The 16326-nt window shown below is 43.7% G+C and carries 16 protein-coding genes; 14 read left to right on the top strand and 2 right to left on the bottom strand.

Annotated features, from left to right (window positions below; translation table 11 throughout):
- Nucleotides 1-132 precede the first annotated feature (132 nt).
- Nucleotides 133-1038 carry a LysR family transcriptional regulator gene (locus tag JNG37_RS00450; protein ID WP_158454686.1) on the bottom strand — a complete coding sequence of 302 codons (906 nt, stop codon included), beginning with the start codon at nucleotides 1036-1038 and terminating at the stop codon, nucleotides 133-135.
- A gap of 204 nt (nucleotides 1039-1242) precedes the next feature.
- Here JNG37_RS00450 and JNG37_RS00445 point away from each other — a divergent pair, with 204 nt between their 5' ends.
- The 10 genes from JNG37_RS00445 to nt5e all read left to right on the top strand — a co-directional run bounded on the left by JNG37_RS00445 (nucleotide 1243) and on the right by nt5e (nucleotide 11649).
- Nucleotides 1243-2031, top strand: coding sequence for a dihydroorotate dehydrogenase electron transfer subunit (locus JNG37_RS00445; protein WP_158454688.1), 789 nt, complete (start codon nucleotides 1243-1245; stop codon nucleotides 2029-2031).
- Nucleotides 2028-2975, top strand: a complete 948-nt coding sequence (locus JNG37_RS00440) for a dihydroorotate dehydrogenase (protein WP_158454690.1) — start codon at nucleotides 2028-2030, stop codon at nucleotides 2973-2975. The genes JNG37_RS00445 and JNG37_RS00440 overlap by 4 nt, the downstream gene beginning before the upstream one ends.
- A gap of 171 nt (nucleotides 2976-3146) precedes the next feature.
- Nucleotides 3147-3848 carry an orotidine-5'-phosphate decarboxylase gene (pyrF, locus tag JNG37_RS00435; protein WP_158454692.1) on the top strand — a complete coding sequence of 234 codons (702 nt, stop codon included), beginning with the start codon at nucleotides 3147-3149 and terminating at the stop codon, nucleotides 3846-3848.
- Nucleotides 3838-4164 carry an inorganic diphosphatase gene (locus tag JNG37_RS00430; protein WP_158454694.1) on the top strand — a complete coding sequence of 109 codons (327 nt, stop codon included), beginning with the start codon at nucleotides 3838-3840 and terminating at the stop codon, nucleotides 4162-4164. Before pyrF ends, JNG37_RS00430 begins: the two co-directional genes overlap by 11 nt.
- 15 nt (nucleotides 4165-4179) lie before the next feature.
- Nucleotides 4180-4809, top strand: coding sequence for an orotate phosphoribosyltransferase (gene pyrE, locus JNG37_RS00425; protein ID WP_158454696.1), 630 nt, complete (start codon nucleotides 4180-4182; stop codon nucleotides 4807-4809).
- Between the two features lie 92 nt (nucleotides 4810-4901).
- Nucleotides 4902-6353, top strand: a complete 1452-nt coding sequence (locus JNG37_RS00420; RefSeq protein WP_238336204.1) for a glycosyltransferase family 39 protein — start codon at nucleotides 4902-4904, stop codon at nucleotides 6351-6353.
- Nucleotides 6350-7273, top strand: coding sequence for a glycosyltransferase family 2 protein (locus JNG37_RS00415; protein ID WP_158454700.1), 924 nt, complete (start codon nucleotides 6350-6352; stop codon nucleotides 7271-7273). The genes JNG37_RS00420 and JNG37_RS00415 overlap by 4 nt, the downstream gene beginning before the upstream one ends.
- A 9-nt stretch (nucleotides 7274-7282) precedes the next feature.
- On the top strand, nucleotides 7283-7939 hold the full coding sequence (locus JNG37_RS00410; RefSeq protein WP_158454702.1) for a uracil-DNA glycosylase: 657 nt from the start codon (nucleotides 7283-7285) through the stop codon (nucleotides 7937-7939).
- A 46-nt stretch (nucleotides 7940-7985) separates the two neighbouring features.
- Nucleotides 7986-9257 carry a dihydroorotase gene (locus JNG37_RS00405; RefSeq protein ID WP_158454704.1) on the top strand — a complete coding sequence of 424 codons (1272 nt, stop codon included), beginning with the start codon at nucleotides 7986-7988 and terminating at the stop codon, nucleotides 9255-9257.
- Nucleotides 9258-9414: 157 nt separating this feature from the next.
- Entirely contained in the window at nucleotides 9415-11649 is a 2235-nt protein-coding gene (nt5e, locus tag JNG37_RS00400) for a cell surface ecto-5'-nucleotidase Nt5e (protein ID WP_158454706.1), read from the top strand.
- A gap of 151 nt (nucleotides 11650-11800) precedes the next feature.
- Here nt5e and plsY read toward each other — a convergent pair whose 3' ends face one another.
- Entirely contained in the window at nucleotides 11801-12445 is a 645-nt protein-coding gene (plsY, locus tag JNG37_RS00395; protein ID WP_158454708.1) for a glycerol-3-phosphate 1-O-acyltransferase PlsY, read from the bottom strand.
- A gap of 143 nt (nucleotides 12446-12588) precedes the next feature.
- On the opposite strand from plsY, the gene parE reads away from it, so the two are divergent.
- The 4 genes from parE to JNG37_RS00375 are packed head-to-tail and all read left to right on the top strand — an operon-like array spanning nucleotide 12589 to nucleotide 16155.
- Nucleotides 12589-14538, top strand: coding sequence for a DNA topoisomerase IV subunit B (gene parE, locus JNG37_RS00390; protein WP_158454710.1), 1950 nt, complete (start codon nucleotides 12589-12591; stop codon nucleotides 14536-14538).
- A gap of 23 nt (nucleotides 14539-14561) precedes the next feature.
- Nucleotides 14562-15164 (top strand): protein adenylyltransferase Fic, encoded by a 603-nt coding sequence (fic, locus tag JNG37_RS00385; RefSeq protein ID WP_158454712.1) that lies wholly within the window; start codon nucleotides 14562-14564, stop codon nucleotides 15162-15164.
- Nucleotides 15165-15196: 32 nt separating this feature from the next.
- Complete coding sequence (locus tag JNG37_RS00380) at nucleotides 15197-15700, top strand: YkvA family protein (protein WP_158454714.1); 504 nt, start codon at nucleotides 15197-15199, stop codon at nucleotides 15698-15700.
- Nucleotides 15701-15702: 2 nt separating this feature from the next.
- The gene (locus JNG37_RS00375; RefSeq protein WP_105179465.1) at nucleotides 15703-16155 is read left to right on the top strand and encodes a hypothetical protein; all 453 of its coding nucleotides are present in this window, start codon (nucleotides 15703-15705) and stop codon (nucleotides 16153-16155) included.
- Nucleotides 16156-16326: the final 171 nt, after the last annotated feature.

The following is a 16326-nucleotide window of genomic DNA, read 5'->3' as shown; positions in this document are numbered from 1 at the left end:
TCACTCCTTAAACATATGATAGGTATATTATAGCACAAATAAAAAAAGAATGAAAGCGATTTCTGTAAAGTCGTATAGAAAAGTTACAGAAATACTTTCATCCTTGGTACTACAACAAGTAAAACGGTTTTGTTAATCAAATTTTACTTCTTCCAATAGGAAGTTAATGAAGCGTTCTCCCATATCCGATAACATGGTTTTTTCATGCTGGATATAGACCAACTCAATCTGGTCATCGTAATCAAGTGGGATGGACACGATATTGTCACCATTTAGGTTGGAATTAAGGATACCAGTTGCGATGGTATAGCCATCCAAACCAATCAAAAGATTGAAGAGAGTCGCCCGGTCAGAAACGACGATGGATTTTTTATGGTGTTCTTGAGAGAGAATTTCTTCTGAAAAATAGAAGGAATTGTGAATCCCTTGTTCATAACTGAGATACGGAAAATCAACCAAGTCCTCCAAGGTCAAGACTTCCTTTTGAGCGAGCGGATTGGTCTTGCTGACGAAAACGTGGGGATGGGCAGTAAAAAGATGGGTGTGGCTAAGACGATTGTCGTCCAAGAGTTTTAAAAGGACATCGCGGTTAAAATTATTGAGGAATAGCACGCCAATCTCTGAACGGAAGTTTTTCACGTCATCGATGATTTCCCAAGTCCGTGTTTCCCGCAAGAAGAGCTCGTAATCTTCCATCTCTGTCTCTTTTAAGAGAGAGACGAAGGCATTGACTACAAACGCGTAGTGTTGAGAGGAGACACTAAAGAGTTTCCGCTTGGCACCAGGATTTTTATAGCGTTCTTCTAGTAGCTCAGTCTGTTCAACCACCTGACGAGCATAGGAAAGAAATTCCATACCATCCTTGGTCAAGGTAATTCCTTTTGGATTGCGGTAGAAAATCTTGATTCCCATCTCTCTTTCCAAGTCTCGTACGGCATTAGACAGGCTTGGCTGGGTGATAAATAACTGCTTTGAAGCTTCGTTCATACTGCCTGTTTCGGCAATCTTGATAATGTAATGTAACTGTTGTATTCTCATAATTCTATTGTACCATGAATTGACAAAAATATAAGAAAAATGTATAATGCCAACAATAAACCTTTAACTGAGTCCAGAGAGGCGAAGAAGGAAACAGGAATAAGAAGGCACATTCTGCCTTTTTTCGTGTAACCTTGCTAGCCAGCAAGGTTTTTTCTCTCTATCGACCTTTCTGTTTTCCCTGAAAATAGAAAAGGAGTACAGATGGCGTTAAAAGAAGATTTAGTGATTGTTGAGCAGCAGGAGATTGCCAAAGGGATTTTTTCCCTCATCTTAGAAGGCGATATGGTTAAGAGCATGTCCTGTGGCCAATTTGTTCATATTCGAGTTCCTGACCAGTCCATGGTTCTCCGCAGACCTCTTTCGATTTCACAGATTGACACCGCAGCAAGACAGTGCCGCCTGATTTATCGAGTGGAAGGACGAGGGACGGATTATTTCTCCAAAATGACAGTGGGCCAGACCCTGGATGTTCTGGGCCCCTTGGGTAAGGGATTTCCGACTGACTTTTTGGAAAAAGGCAGAGCTGTTCTTTTGGTTGGAGGAGGGATTGGTGTTCCCCCTCTGGTTCAAGTCGCAAAAGAGGCTGCTCAAAAAGGATGTCGCGTTTTATCAGTCATTGGATTTGCTCATAAGGATGCGGTCATCTTAGAAGAAGAACTGTCAACTTATGGTGATGTACTGGTGACCACTGATGACGGAAGCTACGGTCAGGAAGGAACTGTCGCAAAGGTGATTGATAACTTGAAAGAAGACTTTCAAGCCATCTATTCTTGCGGTGCAGCGGGGATGTTAGTTTATCTGGATAAGACTTTTCAGGACCATCCCCATGCTTATTTGTCTCTTGAGGGGCGGATGGCATGTGGCACAGGAGCCTGCTATGCCTGTGTTGTCAAGCCTAAGCAGGGGAAAAAACATGAAAATGTCCGAGTGTGTAAAGAAGGGCCAGTTTTTGAGACTGGCAGTCTGTCCTTATTAGGAGGTAAAGCATGAAAAATCTACTGACTGTTTCCTTACCAGGTTTAGAGTTGAAAAATCCCATTATTCCCGCATCTGGCTGCTTTGGATTTGGGCAAGAATTTGCGGAATTTTATGACTTAAATCGCCTTGGATCCATCATGATAAAAGCGACAACTCGACATCCTCGCTATGGCAATCCAACACCTCGAGTCGCAGAGACACCGGCAGGTATGCTCAATGCCATCGGTCTGCAAAATCCAGGAGTGGATGTGGTCCTGGCTGAAAAGCTTCCCTGGTTAGCTAATCACTATCCATCATTACCAATTATTGCCAATGTCGCTGGTTTTTCAAACGACGAATATGCCTATGTATCAGGAAAGATTTCACAGGCTCCGAATGTCAAAGCCATTGAACTCAATATTTCCTGTCCCAATGTAGATCATGGCAACAATGGCTTGCTGATTGGGCAAGTTCCTGAATTGGCCTATGCAGCTGTAAAGGCGGCGGTAGATGCTGCATCTGTACCAATTTATGTCAAGTTAACACCAAGTGTGGCAGATATTACCCAACTTGCTAAGGCGGCTGAAGATGCTGGTGCAGCAGGACTCACCATGATCAATACCCTTGTAGGCATGCGGTTCCATCTCAAAAATAGACAACCGATTTTGGCAAATGGAACAGGTGGCATGTCAGGTCCCGCTATTTTTCCTGTCGCTCTAAAACTCATCCGACAGGTTGCGCAAACAACTCGTCTGCCAATTATTGGTATGGGGGGTGTTGATTCAGCTGACGCTGCCCTTGAAATGATGATGGCTGGGGCGTCAGCGATTGGTGTAGGGACTGCCAATTTTACAGATCCATTCGCCTGTCCCAAGATTATTGATCAGCTACCTGAGAGGATGGATGCGTATGGAATCGAGAGTTTGGAAAGTTTGCGTCGACTTGTACAGTCTGACCTGGGTTGGGCTGATCATTGACAAGCACCAAATAAAAGAGTAGTATAGAAATAGTTAAAAACCTTTAACTGAGTCCAGAGAGGCGAAGAAGGGTCACAGGATAAATAGAGGCGGAGTCTAGGCTCTCACTCTCTTTTGGTGCAACCCTTGCTGATTTGGCAGGGGTTTTTGTGTCTGAATTTTGGAGGTCTTATGAGAGAATTATCCCCAATTATCGCCTTAGATTTTGCCAGTTTAGAAGAGGTCAAGGCCTTTCTAGCTCAGTTTCCAGCAGATGAGCATCTCTTTGTCAAGGTTGGGATGGAGCTGTATTATGCGGAAGGTCCAGCGGTTATTCGTTATATCAAGTCACTAGGTCATCGGATATTTTTAGATTTGAAATTGCATGATATTCCACATACGGTTGAGTCGGCCATGCGGATACTAGCGACGCTGGGTGTCGATATGACCAATGTCCACGCAGCAGGTGGACTGGAGATGATGCAGGCGGCTCGGAGGGGACTAGGGCAGCAGGCTTGCTTGATTGCAGTGACCCAGTTGACGTCCACTTCGGAGGAGCAAATGCAGAGTGACCAGAACATTCAGACCAGTTTGCAGGAGTCCGTCGTCCACTACGCTCGGTTAGCAGACAGGGCCGGTTTAGACGGTGTCGTCTGTTCAGCTCAAGAAGTTGGTCTTATCAGAGAGGTTACCCAGCCAGACTTCATCTGTCTGACACCAGGCATTCGACCAGCGGGCAGTGACATCGGAGATCAAAAACGCATCATGACACCCCGTCAGGCAGCGGAGATTGGATCTTCCTATATTGTGGTCGGCCGTCCGATTACGCAGGCGGAAAATCCTCTTCAGGCCTATCAGGCTATCAAGCAGGAGTGGAGTGGTCATGACCAGTAAGATTTATCAGGCAGTGATTGACCGTCCGCTAGGCTATCAAGATTCTTGGGGAAATGTGTATCTACTTAACTACGGCTACATTCCCAACCTCATAGCTGGTGACGGTGAAGAGCAGGATGTCTACGTCCTTTCAAGAGCCGTTGAGCAGGCAGTGACGCACTTTGAAGGTCGACTGGCTGCTGTCATTCATCGGCGAGATGATAATGAAGACAAGTGGGTCCTGACAGGAGCAGATGAAGTGGTTAGTTTGACACAAATCACAGAAGCAACACATTTTTTAGAACAGTATTTCGATTCCTGGATCGAAATGATATAGAAAAGGAGTAAAATTATGACACTTTCAAGTAAAATCGCATCGCACTTATTGGATATTAAAGCAGTTTATTTGCAGCCCGACAAGCCATTTACTTGGGCTTCAGGCATCAAATCTCCTATCTACACAGACAATCGCATCACCTTATCCTATCCAGATACACGCAACTTGATTGAAGATGGCTTTGTTCAAGCAATCAAGGCAGAATTTCCAGAGGTCGAAGTCATTGCAGGAACTGCAACAGCTGGAATTCCTCATGGTGCGATTGTGGCTGACCGCATGAACCTGCCATTTGCCTACATTCGAAGCAAAGCAAAGGAGCACGGCGCAGGCAATCAGGTTGAGGGCCGTATTGTTAAAGGGCAAAAAATGGTTGTGATTGAAGACTTGATTTCAACCGGTGGCTCTGTTTTAGATGCCGTTGCAGCTGCAGAACGAGAAGGGGCAGAAGTGCTTGGTGTGGTGGCAATTTTCACCTACCAGCTTCCGAAGGCAGACCGAAATTTTGATAATGCTGGTGTCAAACTGGTTACGCTCTGCGATTATTCTGAGCTCATCAAGGTGGCAAAAGTGCAGGGGTATATCAATGTGGACGGACTCAGTCTCTTGAAAAAATTCCGCCAAAATCAAGAGGATTGGCAAGATTAAGAAAATCTGCGCATGTTTAGTGGGAAGAAATTCATGAAAATGGTATAATTTTTTTCATGTATAGATATTTCTTTTCCATTTTGCAAAAATGCATGCTAGTGCTGACTATTTTTTGGTTGGGCACAGCCCTATATTTTCTATTTAACCTTTCTTGGCTTGCAGGATTGGCTAGTCTGATTTTTGGCTTTTTAGCTGTTCGCAAACGTGACTGGGTCAAGGCCTGCTGGAGATACTTGATGGCACGTAAGCCATGGGTTATGGTTGCAGCTCTGCTGTTTCAATTACTGGTCTTGTTTTCAGCAAACCTGCTGGTCCGTTCCGATGCGGCAGTTGTCTTGAATGGTGCCCTAAAAATCTTGCCAGACTTGTCCATTTCGAGTTATTTGTCGCGCAATCCCAACAACTTGTCTTTATTTTTAGCGGAGCGCTGGCTTTATCATCTTTTTGGTGAGTGGACGATTTGGGTTTTAGAAGCCATCGGTTTTATCTGTATGAATGCAACAGCTCTCATTTTATATCGAGCTGGTAAGGACTTTCTAGACCAACAATTGGCGGATATGGCCTTTACATTTTACATGTTGATGTTAGGATTTTCTCCCTATGTCATTCAAACGTACACGGATGTTGCGGGCTTGCCTTTTTTGGCGCTTCAAGTTTACTTGATTTTGAAAGCCCTGCAATCAGAGACGGTGTCGTGGAAGAACATGTTTGGTTTGGGCTTGGCAGCAAGTCTAGCCTTTACCTTTAGACCAACTGCTGCGATTTCCATTATTGCCTTTTTCATGGTTTTGTTGTTAAAAGGTAACTGGAAGAAATTGATGCTCTCATTTTCTCTCTTTTTAATTAGTTTTGGTTTATTCTACGGTGGAAAAACCATTATAGAACAAGAGCAAAGGGAAGTTATTATCATGCAAGATGAGGCCTTGGCTAAGAGTTGGTTGACCTTTATCAACCTTGGTTTGACCTATACAGGAACGGATCAAGAGGACATGAAGGCAGGGCTTTTGACCTACATTGATGAAGACCTGCATACTGTCTATAACAACGGAATGTTTGCCAATAAAAATGAATGGGCAGAAATCAAGCGCCGTTTGTCAGAATACACTGTTTGGACCTTTGCCCAGCATTTGGTGGTCAAGTTGAACAACACTTTATACGACGGGACCTTGAATTGGATTTATCGTAGTCCAGAATTGGAAAAGACTACCTACATCTCTCCGCTCTATCCGCTTACTCAAAATAACGTGCTTGCCCAATGGGTGCGAGAAACGATCTTGGAAAAGGATGGGGAAAATTTTAAGGTCTATCAGCTGGTGAAACAAATTTGTTGGATTTTGTTGGTGATTGGCTTGGTGTATTCTGTTACGCACTATGTACCAGATGAAAGAAGGCAATTTGTTATCTTGACGGTGTTTGGTGGTATTCTCTTTTTGATGATTTTTGAAGGTGGTAAGGCGCGCTACTTGCTTCAATTCCTACCTCAAATTGTCTTTATGGCAGCCTTTGGCTGGTCAGATTTAGTAAAGAAAGAAGGTAGAAAATGATCTCAGTAATCGTACCTTGTTACAATGAAGAAGCCTCTATTCCCATCTTTTATCAGGCCATGGAAGCCGTGCGTTTGGAAATGGGAGAGGTATTTGAATATATTTTTGTAAATGATGGTTCTAAAGATCAGACGCTTGCTGTTTTACGAGAAGTTTCCAGCAAGGATCCAGCTGTGAAATACCTGTCTTTTTCACGCAATTTTGGCAAAGAAGCTGCTCTCTATGCAGGTTTGAAGGAGTCAACTGGTGAATTTGTGACAGTCATGGATGTTGATTTACAAGATCCTCCACGTATGCTGATTGAAATGAAGACCATGTTAGATGCGGATGCAGAGCTGGATTGTGTCGGAACACGTCGTGTCAATCGTGATGGTGAGCCTCCTATTCGGAGTTTTTTTGCAAAACTTTTTTATGCCTTGATGAACAAAATCAGTCAAGTAGAGGTGGTTGATGGAGCTCGAGATTTTCGTTTGATGAGACGGCAGATGGTGGATGCTATCTTAGAAGTGTCGGAATACAACCGCTTTTCAAAAGGCATTTTTGCCTGGGTTGGGTTTGAGACCAAGTACCTTCCTTACCAAAATGTTGAGCGTGTAGCAGGGGAGACAAGTTGGTCTTTCTGGTCGCTCTTGTCCTATTCGATAGAAGGGATTATCAACTTTTCCGAAGCTCCGCTTAATATCGCTTCATTTGTTGGATTTTTCACCTTCTTACTCTCTCTCTTGCTCATGGTGGTAGTGGTTGTTAAGACCTTAGTTTTCGGAGATCCGACAATCGGCTGGCCATCGACTATTTGTATTATCCTCTTTTTAGGTGGGCTCCAATTGATGACGATTGGTATTTTAGGGAAGTACCTAGCAAAAGTCTTTATGGAAACGAAAAAACGCCCTATCTACTTGATCAAAGAAAAAAATAAATAAGGAGTTGTGATGCAACATTCTGCCTGGCATGAACAGATTAAGGCTCAATTACCTGAGCACTATTTTGGGAAAATCAATCAGTTTCTAGATACTGTCTATGCAAGTGGGACGATTTATCCACCTCGTGAAAAAGTTTTCGCTGCCATTCAGGAAACTGCCTTAGAAGATGTCAAGGTCGTGATTCTAGGGCAAGATCCCTATCACGGACCTGGTCAGGCTCAAGGTTTGTCCTTTTCAGTTCCAGAAAGCGTACCCGCTCCGCCTTCTCTCCAAAATATCCTAAAAGAACTAGCGGAAGATGTAGGGGTGAAAGCAAGCCATGATTTGACATCGTGGGCGCAACAAGGAGTTCTCTTGCTCAATGCCTGTCTGACTGTACCTGCTGGCAATGCCAATGGGCATGCAGGTCAAGTTTGGGAGCCCTTTACTGATGCGATCATCCAGGTGGTGAATAACTTGGAGCAACCGGTGGTTTATATCCTCTGGGGAGCATATGCTCGAAAGAAAAAGGCTCTGATTACCAATTCACGCCATCTGATTATCGAGTCTGCCCACCCGAGTCCTCTATCAGCCTACCGTGGATTTTTTGGTAGCAAGCCCTTTTCTCAAACCAATACCTTTCTAAGAGCCAATGGAGTTCAGGAAATCGATTGGACTCACTCTTAGAGAGGTTACTGCCTTGCTTCAAAGCACTAGATAAAGGAGACGTTTTATGCTATTGATTAAAAATGGTCGGGTTTTAGATCCAAAGTCGCAAGTTGATAAGGTGTGTGATATCCTAATCGATGGTCAAAAGATAGTAAAAATAGCAGAGCAGCTGGACGGTAAGGATTGTGAAGTTATTGATGCGACTGGACTGGTTGTCGCTCCAGGGCTGGTTGATGTCCATGTTCACTTTAGAGAACCTGGTCAGACCCATAAAGAAGATATTCACACAGGTGCCTTGTCAGCAGCAGCGGGTGGCTTTACATCGGTAGTGATGATGGCCAACACCAATCCAACAATCTCGACAGTTGAAACCTTGCAGGAAGTCTTGGTGTCAGCTCAAAAAGAAGCCATCCATATTTATAGCGTTGCAACGGTTACCAATCAGTTTGATGGGAAAAATATCACGGATTTTGCCGCTTTGAAAAAGGCTGGCGCTGTTGCCTTGTCTGATGATGGCATCCCATTGACTAATGCGGCGGTTGTTCGTACTGCCATGCAAGAAGCAAAAAAACAAGACATGCTCATCAGTTTACATGAAGAAGATCCTGATTTAAATGGAATTTTGGGATTAAATGAAGGAATTGCTGCCAAGCATTTTCATGTCTGTGGTGCAACTGGTCTGGCTGAGTATAGCATGATTGCACGAGATGCCATGATTGCGTATGAAACAGGTGCAAAAGTCCATATCCAGCACCTATCAAAAGCTGAATCAGTCAAGGTTGTGGCCTTTGCCCAAGGATTGGGCGCCCAAGTATCGGCGGAAGTTGCTCCCCAGCATTTTTCACGAACAGAAGACCTGCTCCTGACCAAGGGAGCCAATGCCAAGATGAATCCTCCGCTTCGGACAGAGTCGGATCGATTGGCTGTGATTGAAGGGTTGAAATCAGGGGTCATTTCGATAATTGCGACAGACCATGCACCGCACCATGCGGACGAAAAGGCTGTTTTAGACATCACGCAAGCTCCTTCTGGCATGACAGGTCTTGAGACCTCGCTTTCCTTGGGCTTGACCTACTTAGTTGAAGAAGGACATCTCAGCTTGATGGACTTGCTAGAAAAGATGACCCTGAATCCAGCTCGTTTGTATGGCTTGGATGCGGGTTACTTGGCTGAAGATGGTCCAGCAGATTTGGTCTTGTTTGATCCATATGCACAACGACTGGTTGGAGAGACTTTTGCTTCAAAATCCTCAAACTCTCCATTTGTTGGTGATTTATTAAAAGGCGAAGTTCTGTTGACTATCGCTTCTGGGAATATTGTTTATCAAAAAGTCTAGGTCATCTAGGCTTTTTTGTTTGAAAATGGCAAGAAAGTTTTCAGACGAGCATTTACAGAATGACGAACATTTTTTACTTGAAAAGGATTTCAATATTTTGTTTTTCTGTAAAATAGTGTATAATACTTTAGGAAATATATTTCAGAAAGGATTTTTTATGAAGAAGAAAACTTTCCTTTTGCCGGCTTTATCTGGTCTTTTGTTGGCGCCCTTTGTTTTGACAGAGGTAGTGTCAGCAGCAGAAGTTGCAACAACGCCAACGAGTGAGGCCGTTGCGGTAACAGCAGATTCAAGCAGTACAACTGCTTCAACAGCGGCTACTGGAACAACAACCAGCACTCCTACCACAGAGGCTTCTGCGTCTACTAGCGCAGCAACTCCAACTAGTGAGACAGCTAGTTCGACCAGTGAGACAACTACTTCAACAGCAACTGAAGCAACAACGGTTGCGACAAGTGAAGTGGAAGCGGTTATTTTGCATACTAATGATGTGCATGGGCGAATCTTAGAAGACCGTGGTGTCATTGGTGATGCGAAGGCAGCAGCCATCATTGCAGATGAGCGGACAAAAGTGGCAACTACAATCGTTGTCGATGCTGGAGATGCCTTCCAAGGGATGCCAATTTCGAACAGCACTCAAGGTGAGGATAGAGCAGCCATCATGAACCAAGTTGGCTACGATGCCATGGCAGTTGGGAACCATGAATTTGATTTCGGCTTGGATCAGGCAGTGAAATACAAAGAACTGTTGAATTTCCCGCTCTTGAGTTCTAATACCTATGTAGATGGTGCTCGTTTGTTTGAATCCCACACAATCGTTGATAAGGATAAAACAGTTGTCGGTGATGAATTTGTAGTCATCGGTGTGACAACGCCAGAAACAGCTACCAAAACTCACCCACAAAACATCGTGGGCGTTACCTTCAAGGAACCAATTGACGAAGTGAATTTGGTCGTTGACGAAATTGAGGCAAGAGCAGCAGCTGCTGGTGTTACCTACAAAAACTATATTATCTTGGCTCACTTAGGTGTGGACACTACAACTCCAGAATCTTGGCGTGGGGACACACTTGCAAAAGCCCTCTCAACCAATGCTAAATTGGCTGGAAAACGTGTCATCGTGATTGATGGTCATTCCCATACAGTTTCGTCAACTACTTATGGTGATAACGTAACCTACAGCCAAACTGGTTCTTATCTGAACAATATTGGTAAAATTACTCTCAAGTCCAACCAACTATTGGCTGAAACTAGCTTGATTTCAGCTGCAGATGCAGCAAACGTGAAACCAGATCCAACGATTGCAGCCTTGGTAGCAGACATTAAGGCAAAATATGAAGCTGAAAACGCAGAAGTTGTGATTGCCAATAACCCAGTCGAACTCAACGGGGAACGTTCAAATGTTCGTGTTCGCGAAACGAACCTAGGTAATGTCGTTACCGATGCCCTCTATGACTACGGACAAACTGGATTTAGCAACAAATCAAGCTTGGCAGTGACCAATGGTGGTGGACTTCGTGCAAGCATTAAGAAAGATCAAGCTGTCACCAAGGGTGATATCATTGCTGTTCTTCCATTTGGAAATAGCATTTCACAAATTACAGTAACTGGTCAGCAAATCAAAGACATGTTTGAGAAGTCGGTTTCTGCACCACATCAAGTAAACAAAGAAACTGGCGAAACTGTCTTAGATGCAAATGGTCAACCATTACTTGAAGCAAACGGAGGATTCTTGCACGTTTCTGGCGCCCAAGTTTTCTATGATGTCAATCTTGAAGCGGGCAATCGTGTGCAGTATATTTCAATCTGGAACCCAGATACGGAAAGCTATGATGACCTTGATTTAGAAGCAACTTACTATTTAGCAACAAATGACTTCTTAGCTGCAGGTGGTGACGGCTATACCATGCTCGGTGGTGCCCGTGAAGAAGGTCCATCTATGGATGGCGTATTTGCAACCTACTTGAAAAAAGTAGCAAGCGTTAACCTTCTAAACCTTTATGAAGAAGTAAATCCAGAAACACGCCTCTTTTCAGTAAATAGTAGCCTTGATACGGATGGCGATGGTTTTGTAGATTTTATTGAAGAGATTCTTGGCTTCGATTCGAATGATGCAACTTCAAATCCGGATACTGTTGTGACTCCACCAGCTGACAATTCAAATAATCAGTCAGCGACGGATTCATCTGGACAAGTTTCATCTGACACAAACAAGGATTCAAACAAACCAGGAACTCCAGCTGTGAAAACTCCAGGACAAGCAGGTTCGAAGCAAGAAAACCAAGCTAGTCTTCCAGCTACTGGAAGCAGCCAATCTGCCCTTATTAGCATGATTGGGCTTGGATTAGCAGGCATCGGATTTGCCCTGAAAAAACGCAAAGAAGTAGAATAAAAAGGTCCATTGGACCTTTTTATCATGAGCTTTTTAATGCAAACGTTACGAACAACCCCAAGAGGTTGTTTTTCTCTATCTATCAACCACCCTTCGGCTGTTTTTTGCTCTATAAAAAAGCACCATTTTCAGGTGCTTTTCTTCGTAAATCTTATTTTTTCTTGACTTGTCTCGTAAGGTTGAGACCAAAGGGAACCAAATTTTCCTCTTTTTTTACGATTCGCTGGATATTTTCTTTGTGGCGGATAATGACGAAAATGCCAAGAAATACGATTATCACTGTGAAAAGCAAGTCATAGTTGGTCAATAGAAAGGGGATAGTTGGAAAAAGCAGAGCTCCTAGTATTGCTGCACCAGCCGCTACCACACTGGACATGGACACCATGGAAGTCAAGTAGAGGCAAAGGGCAAATACTAGAATTAAATAAAAACAGAAGGCAGGAGCAAATCCCATTAACATACCGGCCGATGTTGCCACAGCCTTTCCGCCTTTAAATTGAGCAAAGATAGGAAATGTATGCCCCAATACGGCTACTAAGCCAAAGACAATTGGGGAAATACCTTGCGCATGCAGCAGGATGGGAAGGAGTGTTGCTAAGGTTCCTTTGAAAAAATCAATCAAAAAGACAAGAGTCCCAGCCTTTGGCCCCAGTATGCGAAAGGTATTAGTTGTTCCAGTATTTCCTGAACCATGTTCACGGATATTTATCTTGAAAAAAGCCTGACCAATCCAGAGACCAGATGGAATAGATCCCAATAAATAAGCTGTCAATAATAGTAAAACATTCAATAACATGGTTTCATTATAGCATATTTTTAGACAGTCGGAGACCAAAATGTTTTTGAATCCCTGTCCCATCGGATTCTTCAGCAGAAAAATTTTGCAAAAAAGCAAAAAAACTTGTAATATAGTAAGGATGACAAGTATGGAGGTCAGTTTTGGCTAAGAAAGAGATTAACGTAAATAACTATAATGACGATGCCATTCAGGTACTGGAAGGGCTGGACGCCGTCCGCAAACGCCCTGGTATGTACATCGGATCCACAGACGGAAATGGCTTGCACCATATGGTCTGGGAGATTGTCGATAACGCTGTCGATGAAGCCCTGTCTGGTTTTGGTGACCGGATTGATGTGACCATTAACAAGGACGGCAGTCTCTCTGTTTCTGACCGTGGACGTGGGATGCCAGTCGGTATGCACGCTACAGGCAAGCCAACCGTTGAAGTCATCTTCACCGTTCTCCACGCAGGTGGTAAGTTCGGTCAGGGCGGCTACAAGACTTCAGGTGGTCTCCACGGGGTTGGTTCTTCGGTGGTCAATGCCCTGTCCAGCTGGTTGGAAGTTGAGATTACCCGTGACGGTGCTGTTTACAAGCAACGGTTTGAGCAGGGCGGAAAGCCAGTCACGACCCTAGAGAAGATTGGTACCGCTCCAAAATCAAAAACAGGTACAAAAGTTACCTTTATGCCTGACGATACTATCTTCTCAACGACTGATTTCAAGTTCAACACCATTGCCGAACGCCTGAAAGAATCAGCCTTCTTGCTCAAACAAGTCACCATGACCTTGACAGACGAGCGGACAGGTGAGCAGGAGGAGTACCACTACGAAAATGGCGTCCAGGACTTTGTGTCCTACCTCAACGAAGACAAGGAAACTCTGACACCTGTCCTCTATTTTGAAGGAGAAGATGCAGGATTCCAGGTCCAAGTGGCTATGCAGTACAATGACGGCTATTCAGACAACATCCTCTCCTTCGTTAACAACGTTCGGACTAAGGATGGCGGTACCCATGAAACAGGTCTCAAACTAGCCATTACCAAGGCCATGAACGACTATGCTCGTAAGACCAACTTGCTCAAGGAAAAGGACAAGAATTTGGAAGGCTCTGACTACCGTGAAGGTTTGTCTGCGGTCCTTTCTATCCTTGTACCAGAAGAGCACTTGCAGTTCGAAGGGCAGACCAAGGACAAGTTGGGAAGTCCACTTGCTCGTCCTGTGGTGGACGGCATTGTATCGGACAAGCTGACCTTCTTCCTTTTGGAAAATGGTGAATTAGCTTCAAATCTAGTTCGTAAAGCCATTAAGGCCCGTGACGCCCGCGAGGCCGCTCGTAAGGCCCGTGACGAATCCCGAAATGGTAAGAAAAACAAGAAGGACAAGGGCCTCCTATCAGGGAAGCTAACCCCAGCCCAGTCTAAAAATCCAGCCAAAAACGAACTCTATCTGGTCGAGGGAGATTCAGCTGGAGGCTCTGCCAAACAGGGTCGTGACCGCAAGTTTCAAGCCATTCTACCCTTGCGAGGTAAGGTGATCAACACTGCCAAGGCAAAAATGGCGGACATCCTCAAAAACGAAGAAATCAACACCATGATTTACACCATCGGTGCAGGTGTTGGATCAGACTTTACGCTGGAAGATGTCAACTATGACAAGATTATTATCATGACCGATGCGGATACGGACGGTGCCCACATTCAGACTCTCTTGCTGACTTTCTTCTATCGCTATATGCGACCGTTAGTAGAAGCAGGTCGAGTTTACATTGCCCTTCCGCCACTTTATAAGATGTCAAAAGGCAAGGGCAAGACAGAAAAGATTGCTTATGCTTGGTCTGACGGGGAATTAGAAGATCTCCGCAAGGATTTTGGCAAGGGCTTTATCCTCCAACGCTACAAGGGTCTTGGTGAGATGAATGCCGATCAGCTCTGGGAAACAACCATGAACCCCGAAACCCGTACCCTTATCCGTGTCACCATTGAAGACCTAGCCCGTGCTGAACGCCGTGTATCCGTCCTCATGGGCGACAAGGTCGAGCCACGCCGCAAGTGGATTGAGGACAATGTTAAGTTTACATTGGAGGAAGCGACAGCTTTTACTAAATAATCTCAGGGAAGTTGAGGTGCCACATGGTTTTAGAAAATAAATTTGGGATTGAAAATGCGGCTGAATTAGCCCGTCTTGAAGAACAAATCAGCAAGAAAAAAGCAGCTCAACTGTTTGAAACTGGTCAGTTATTCCAGATAGAAGTTGGGACTTTTGCAGGTTTGGCACACATTCATCAGGCTTTATTTGAGGATATTTACGACTTTGCAGGGAAAATTCGTGATGTCAACATTGCCAAAGGGAATTTTCAATTTGCTCCACGAATCTTTCTTGAACAGTCTTTGGCCTATATTGACAAGCTACCTCATGAAACCTTTGACGAAATCGTTGAAAAATATGCGGATATGAACATTGCACATCCCTTCCGTGAAGGAAATGGACGCAGTATGCGTATCTGGCTGGATTGTATGCTACGGGATAGTTTGGGCAAGGTGGTTGATTGGAATAGTATTGATAAAGATGAATATTTCAATGCGATGATTAGAAGTCATGTATCAACAGGAGAGCTTAAATATCTGTTATTGCAAGCCTTAACGGAAGATCTTGGTCAGGCTACTTATTTCAAAGGCATCGACCATTCTTATTACTATGAGGGCTATAACCTTTATCGTACTGAGGATTTGTAAATCTAGCACGGACAAATTATGTGAGGTGTTTTATGCCACTAAGAGTAAAATTAACTGACCGTTTTCAAAAACAGTTTACTGAATGGGCTCGAAAGCGTAAGCCATTTAAAAACAAACTGGAATTGGAAGAAAAGTTTGACCAGGCGCTTGAATCTTGGAAATCGTCCAAGACAAGAGAACGGGCAGAGGTCTTACTGTCAGACCAAGGGAAATTGGAACATTTTCTGCAAGATATCGAGAAGAAATTGGCACGTTTGCCGTTTGGTGGAGATAAGTTTTCAGCTATTCCAGGTATGATTTCCATGATTCGAAGTTATGTCAGGCGAGACTATACAGCTCTTCCTAAAGGGGCCATTCTGGCAACCATTGGTGCCTTGATTTATTTCTTTAGCCCTTTGGATGCGCTGCCTGATTTCCTCTTTGGTCCTGGTTTATTAGATGATGCCTTTGTCCTTAATGCCTGTTTGAAATTAATCAAAACAGATGTCGATGACTTTAGAAGCTGGCAAGCAAGTCAGTGGAAAGTGGAAGAGTAGCTATGATAAAGTTTTTAAGAAAAAAGCCAACTATCGAGCAACTTAAGAAAGTTCCGTATGCTTCTCAGCATACAGAGGTTCTACGTTCAATTTGGCGAGCAGATGTGCCTAAATACGGGATTTCTTCTACTTTACAAGGTGAATTACTTCGACAATTAGAAAAACTTCGCTGGGAAGCTCAAGCAAATGGCAATGTCAATTGGTGTGAAGAGCACTCAGACTACTGTCGATTCATAAAGGAGACTCTCTATAAAGGAAAAGTCCTTTCTTCTCAACAGAAGCAAGAGTTAGTTTTAATAATGGATTATCTAAAATCGTGTGGTGAGTATGCTCAAGCTTATCAAGAAAATTTGATTGATGATGAGGAACTAGAAATTGAGAAATTAGCATATGTTGATGATAATCTTTATGATAGAGTAGGGGATATGATTGCTTTCTTTTATCAGAGAACTTAGGTAAAGAACTAATGTTTAGCTAAGGATATAGCAATAGAAATTGTAAGGTCTCTTCCGTTCTCACTACTTAAGGCGATTATCAAAAAAAGTAAAAAAGAAAATTTTTCGACAAGAAACAAAGAAAGGAAGGTTCAGCTAGCTTATCTAACTGAACACGGGACTAAATTCCTA

It is taken from the genome of Streptococcus suis (assembly GCF_016775005.1).
Lineage (GTDB): Bacteria > Bacillota > Bacilli > Lactobacillales > Streptococcaceae > Streptococcus > Streptococcus suivaginalis.
The sequence above is the reverse complement of the archived record's forward strand: the minus strand, read 5'-3'. Positions and strand labels throughout refer to the sequence as shown.

Coding starts and splice junctions, on each gene's coding strand:
- JNG37_RS00450 (WP_158454686.1), bottom strand. CDS start 1,038: ATGAGAATACAACAGTTACATTACATTATCAAGATTGCCGAAACAGGC.
- JNG37_RS00445 (WP_158454688.1), top strand. CDS start 1,243: ATGGCGTTAAAAGAAGATTTAGTGATTGTTGAGCAGCAGGAGATTGCC.
- JNG37_RS00440 (WP_158454690.1), top strand. CDS start 2,028: ATGAAAAATCTACTGACTGTTTCCTTACCAGGTTTAGAGTTGAAAAAT.
- pyrF (WP_158454692.1), top strand. CDS start 3,147: ATGAGAGAATTATCCCCAATTATCGCCTTAGATTTTGCCAGTTTAGAA.
- JNG37_RS00430 (WP_158454694.1), top strand. CDS start 3,838: ATGACCAGTAAGATTTATCAGGCAGTGATTGACCGTCCGCTAGGCTAT.
- pyrE (WP_158454696.1), top strand. CDS start 4,180: ATGACACTTTCAAGTAAAATCGCATCGCACTTATTGGATATTAAAGCA.
- JNG37_RS00420 (WP_238336204.1), top strand. CDS start 4,902: ATGCTAGTGCTGACTATTTTTTGGTTGGGCACAGCCCTATATTTTCTA.
- JNG37_RS00415 (WP_158454700.1), top strand. CDS start 6,350: ATGATCTCAGTAATCGTACCTTGTTACAATGAAGAAGCCTCTATTCCC.
- JNG37_RS00410 (WP_158454702.1), top strand. CDS start 7,283: ATGCAACATTCTGCCTGGCATGAACAGATTAAGGCTCAATTACCTGAG.
- JNG37_RS00405 (WP_158454704.1), top strand. CDS start 7,986: ATGCTATTGATTAAAAATGGTCGGGTTTTAGATCCAAAGTCGCAAGTT.
- nt5e (WP_158454706.1), top strand. CDS start 9,415: ATGAAGAAGAAAACTTTCCTTTTGCCGGCTTTATCTGGTCTTTTGTTG.
- plsY (WP_158454708.1), bottom strand. CDS start 12,445: ATGTTATTGAATGTTTTACTATTATTGACAGCTTATTTATTGGGATCT.
- fic (WP_158454712.1), top strand. CDS start 14,562: ATGGTTTTAGAAAATAAATTTGGGATTGAAAATGCGGCTGAATTAGCC.
- JNG37_RS00380 (WP_158454714.1), top strand. CDS start 15,197: ATGCCACTAAGAGTAAAATTAACTGACCGTTTTCAAAAACAGTTTACT.
- JNG37_RS00375 (WP_105179465.1), top strand. CDS start 15,703: ATGATAAAGTTTTTAAGAAAAAAGCCAACTATCGAGCAACTTAAGAAA.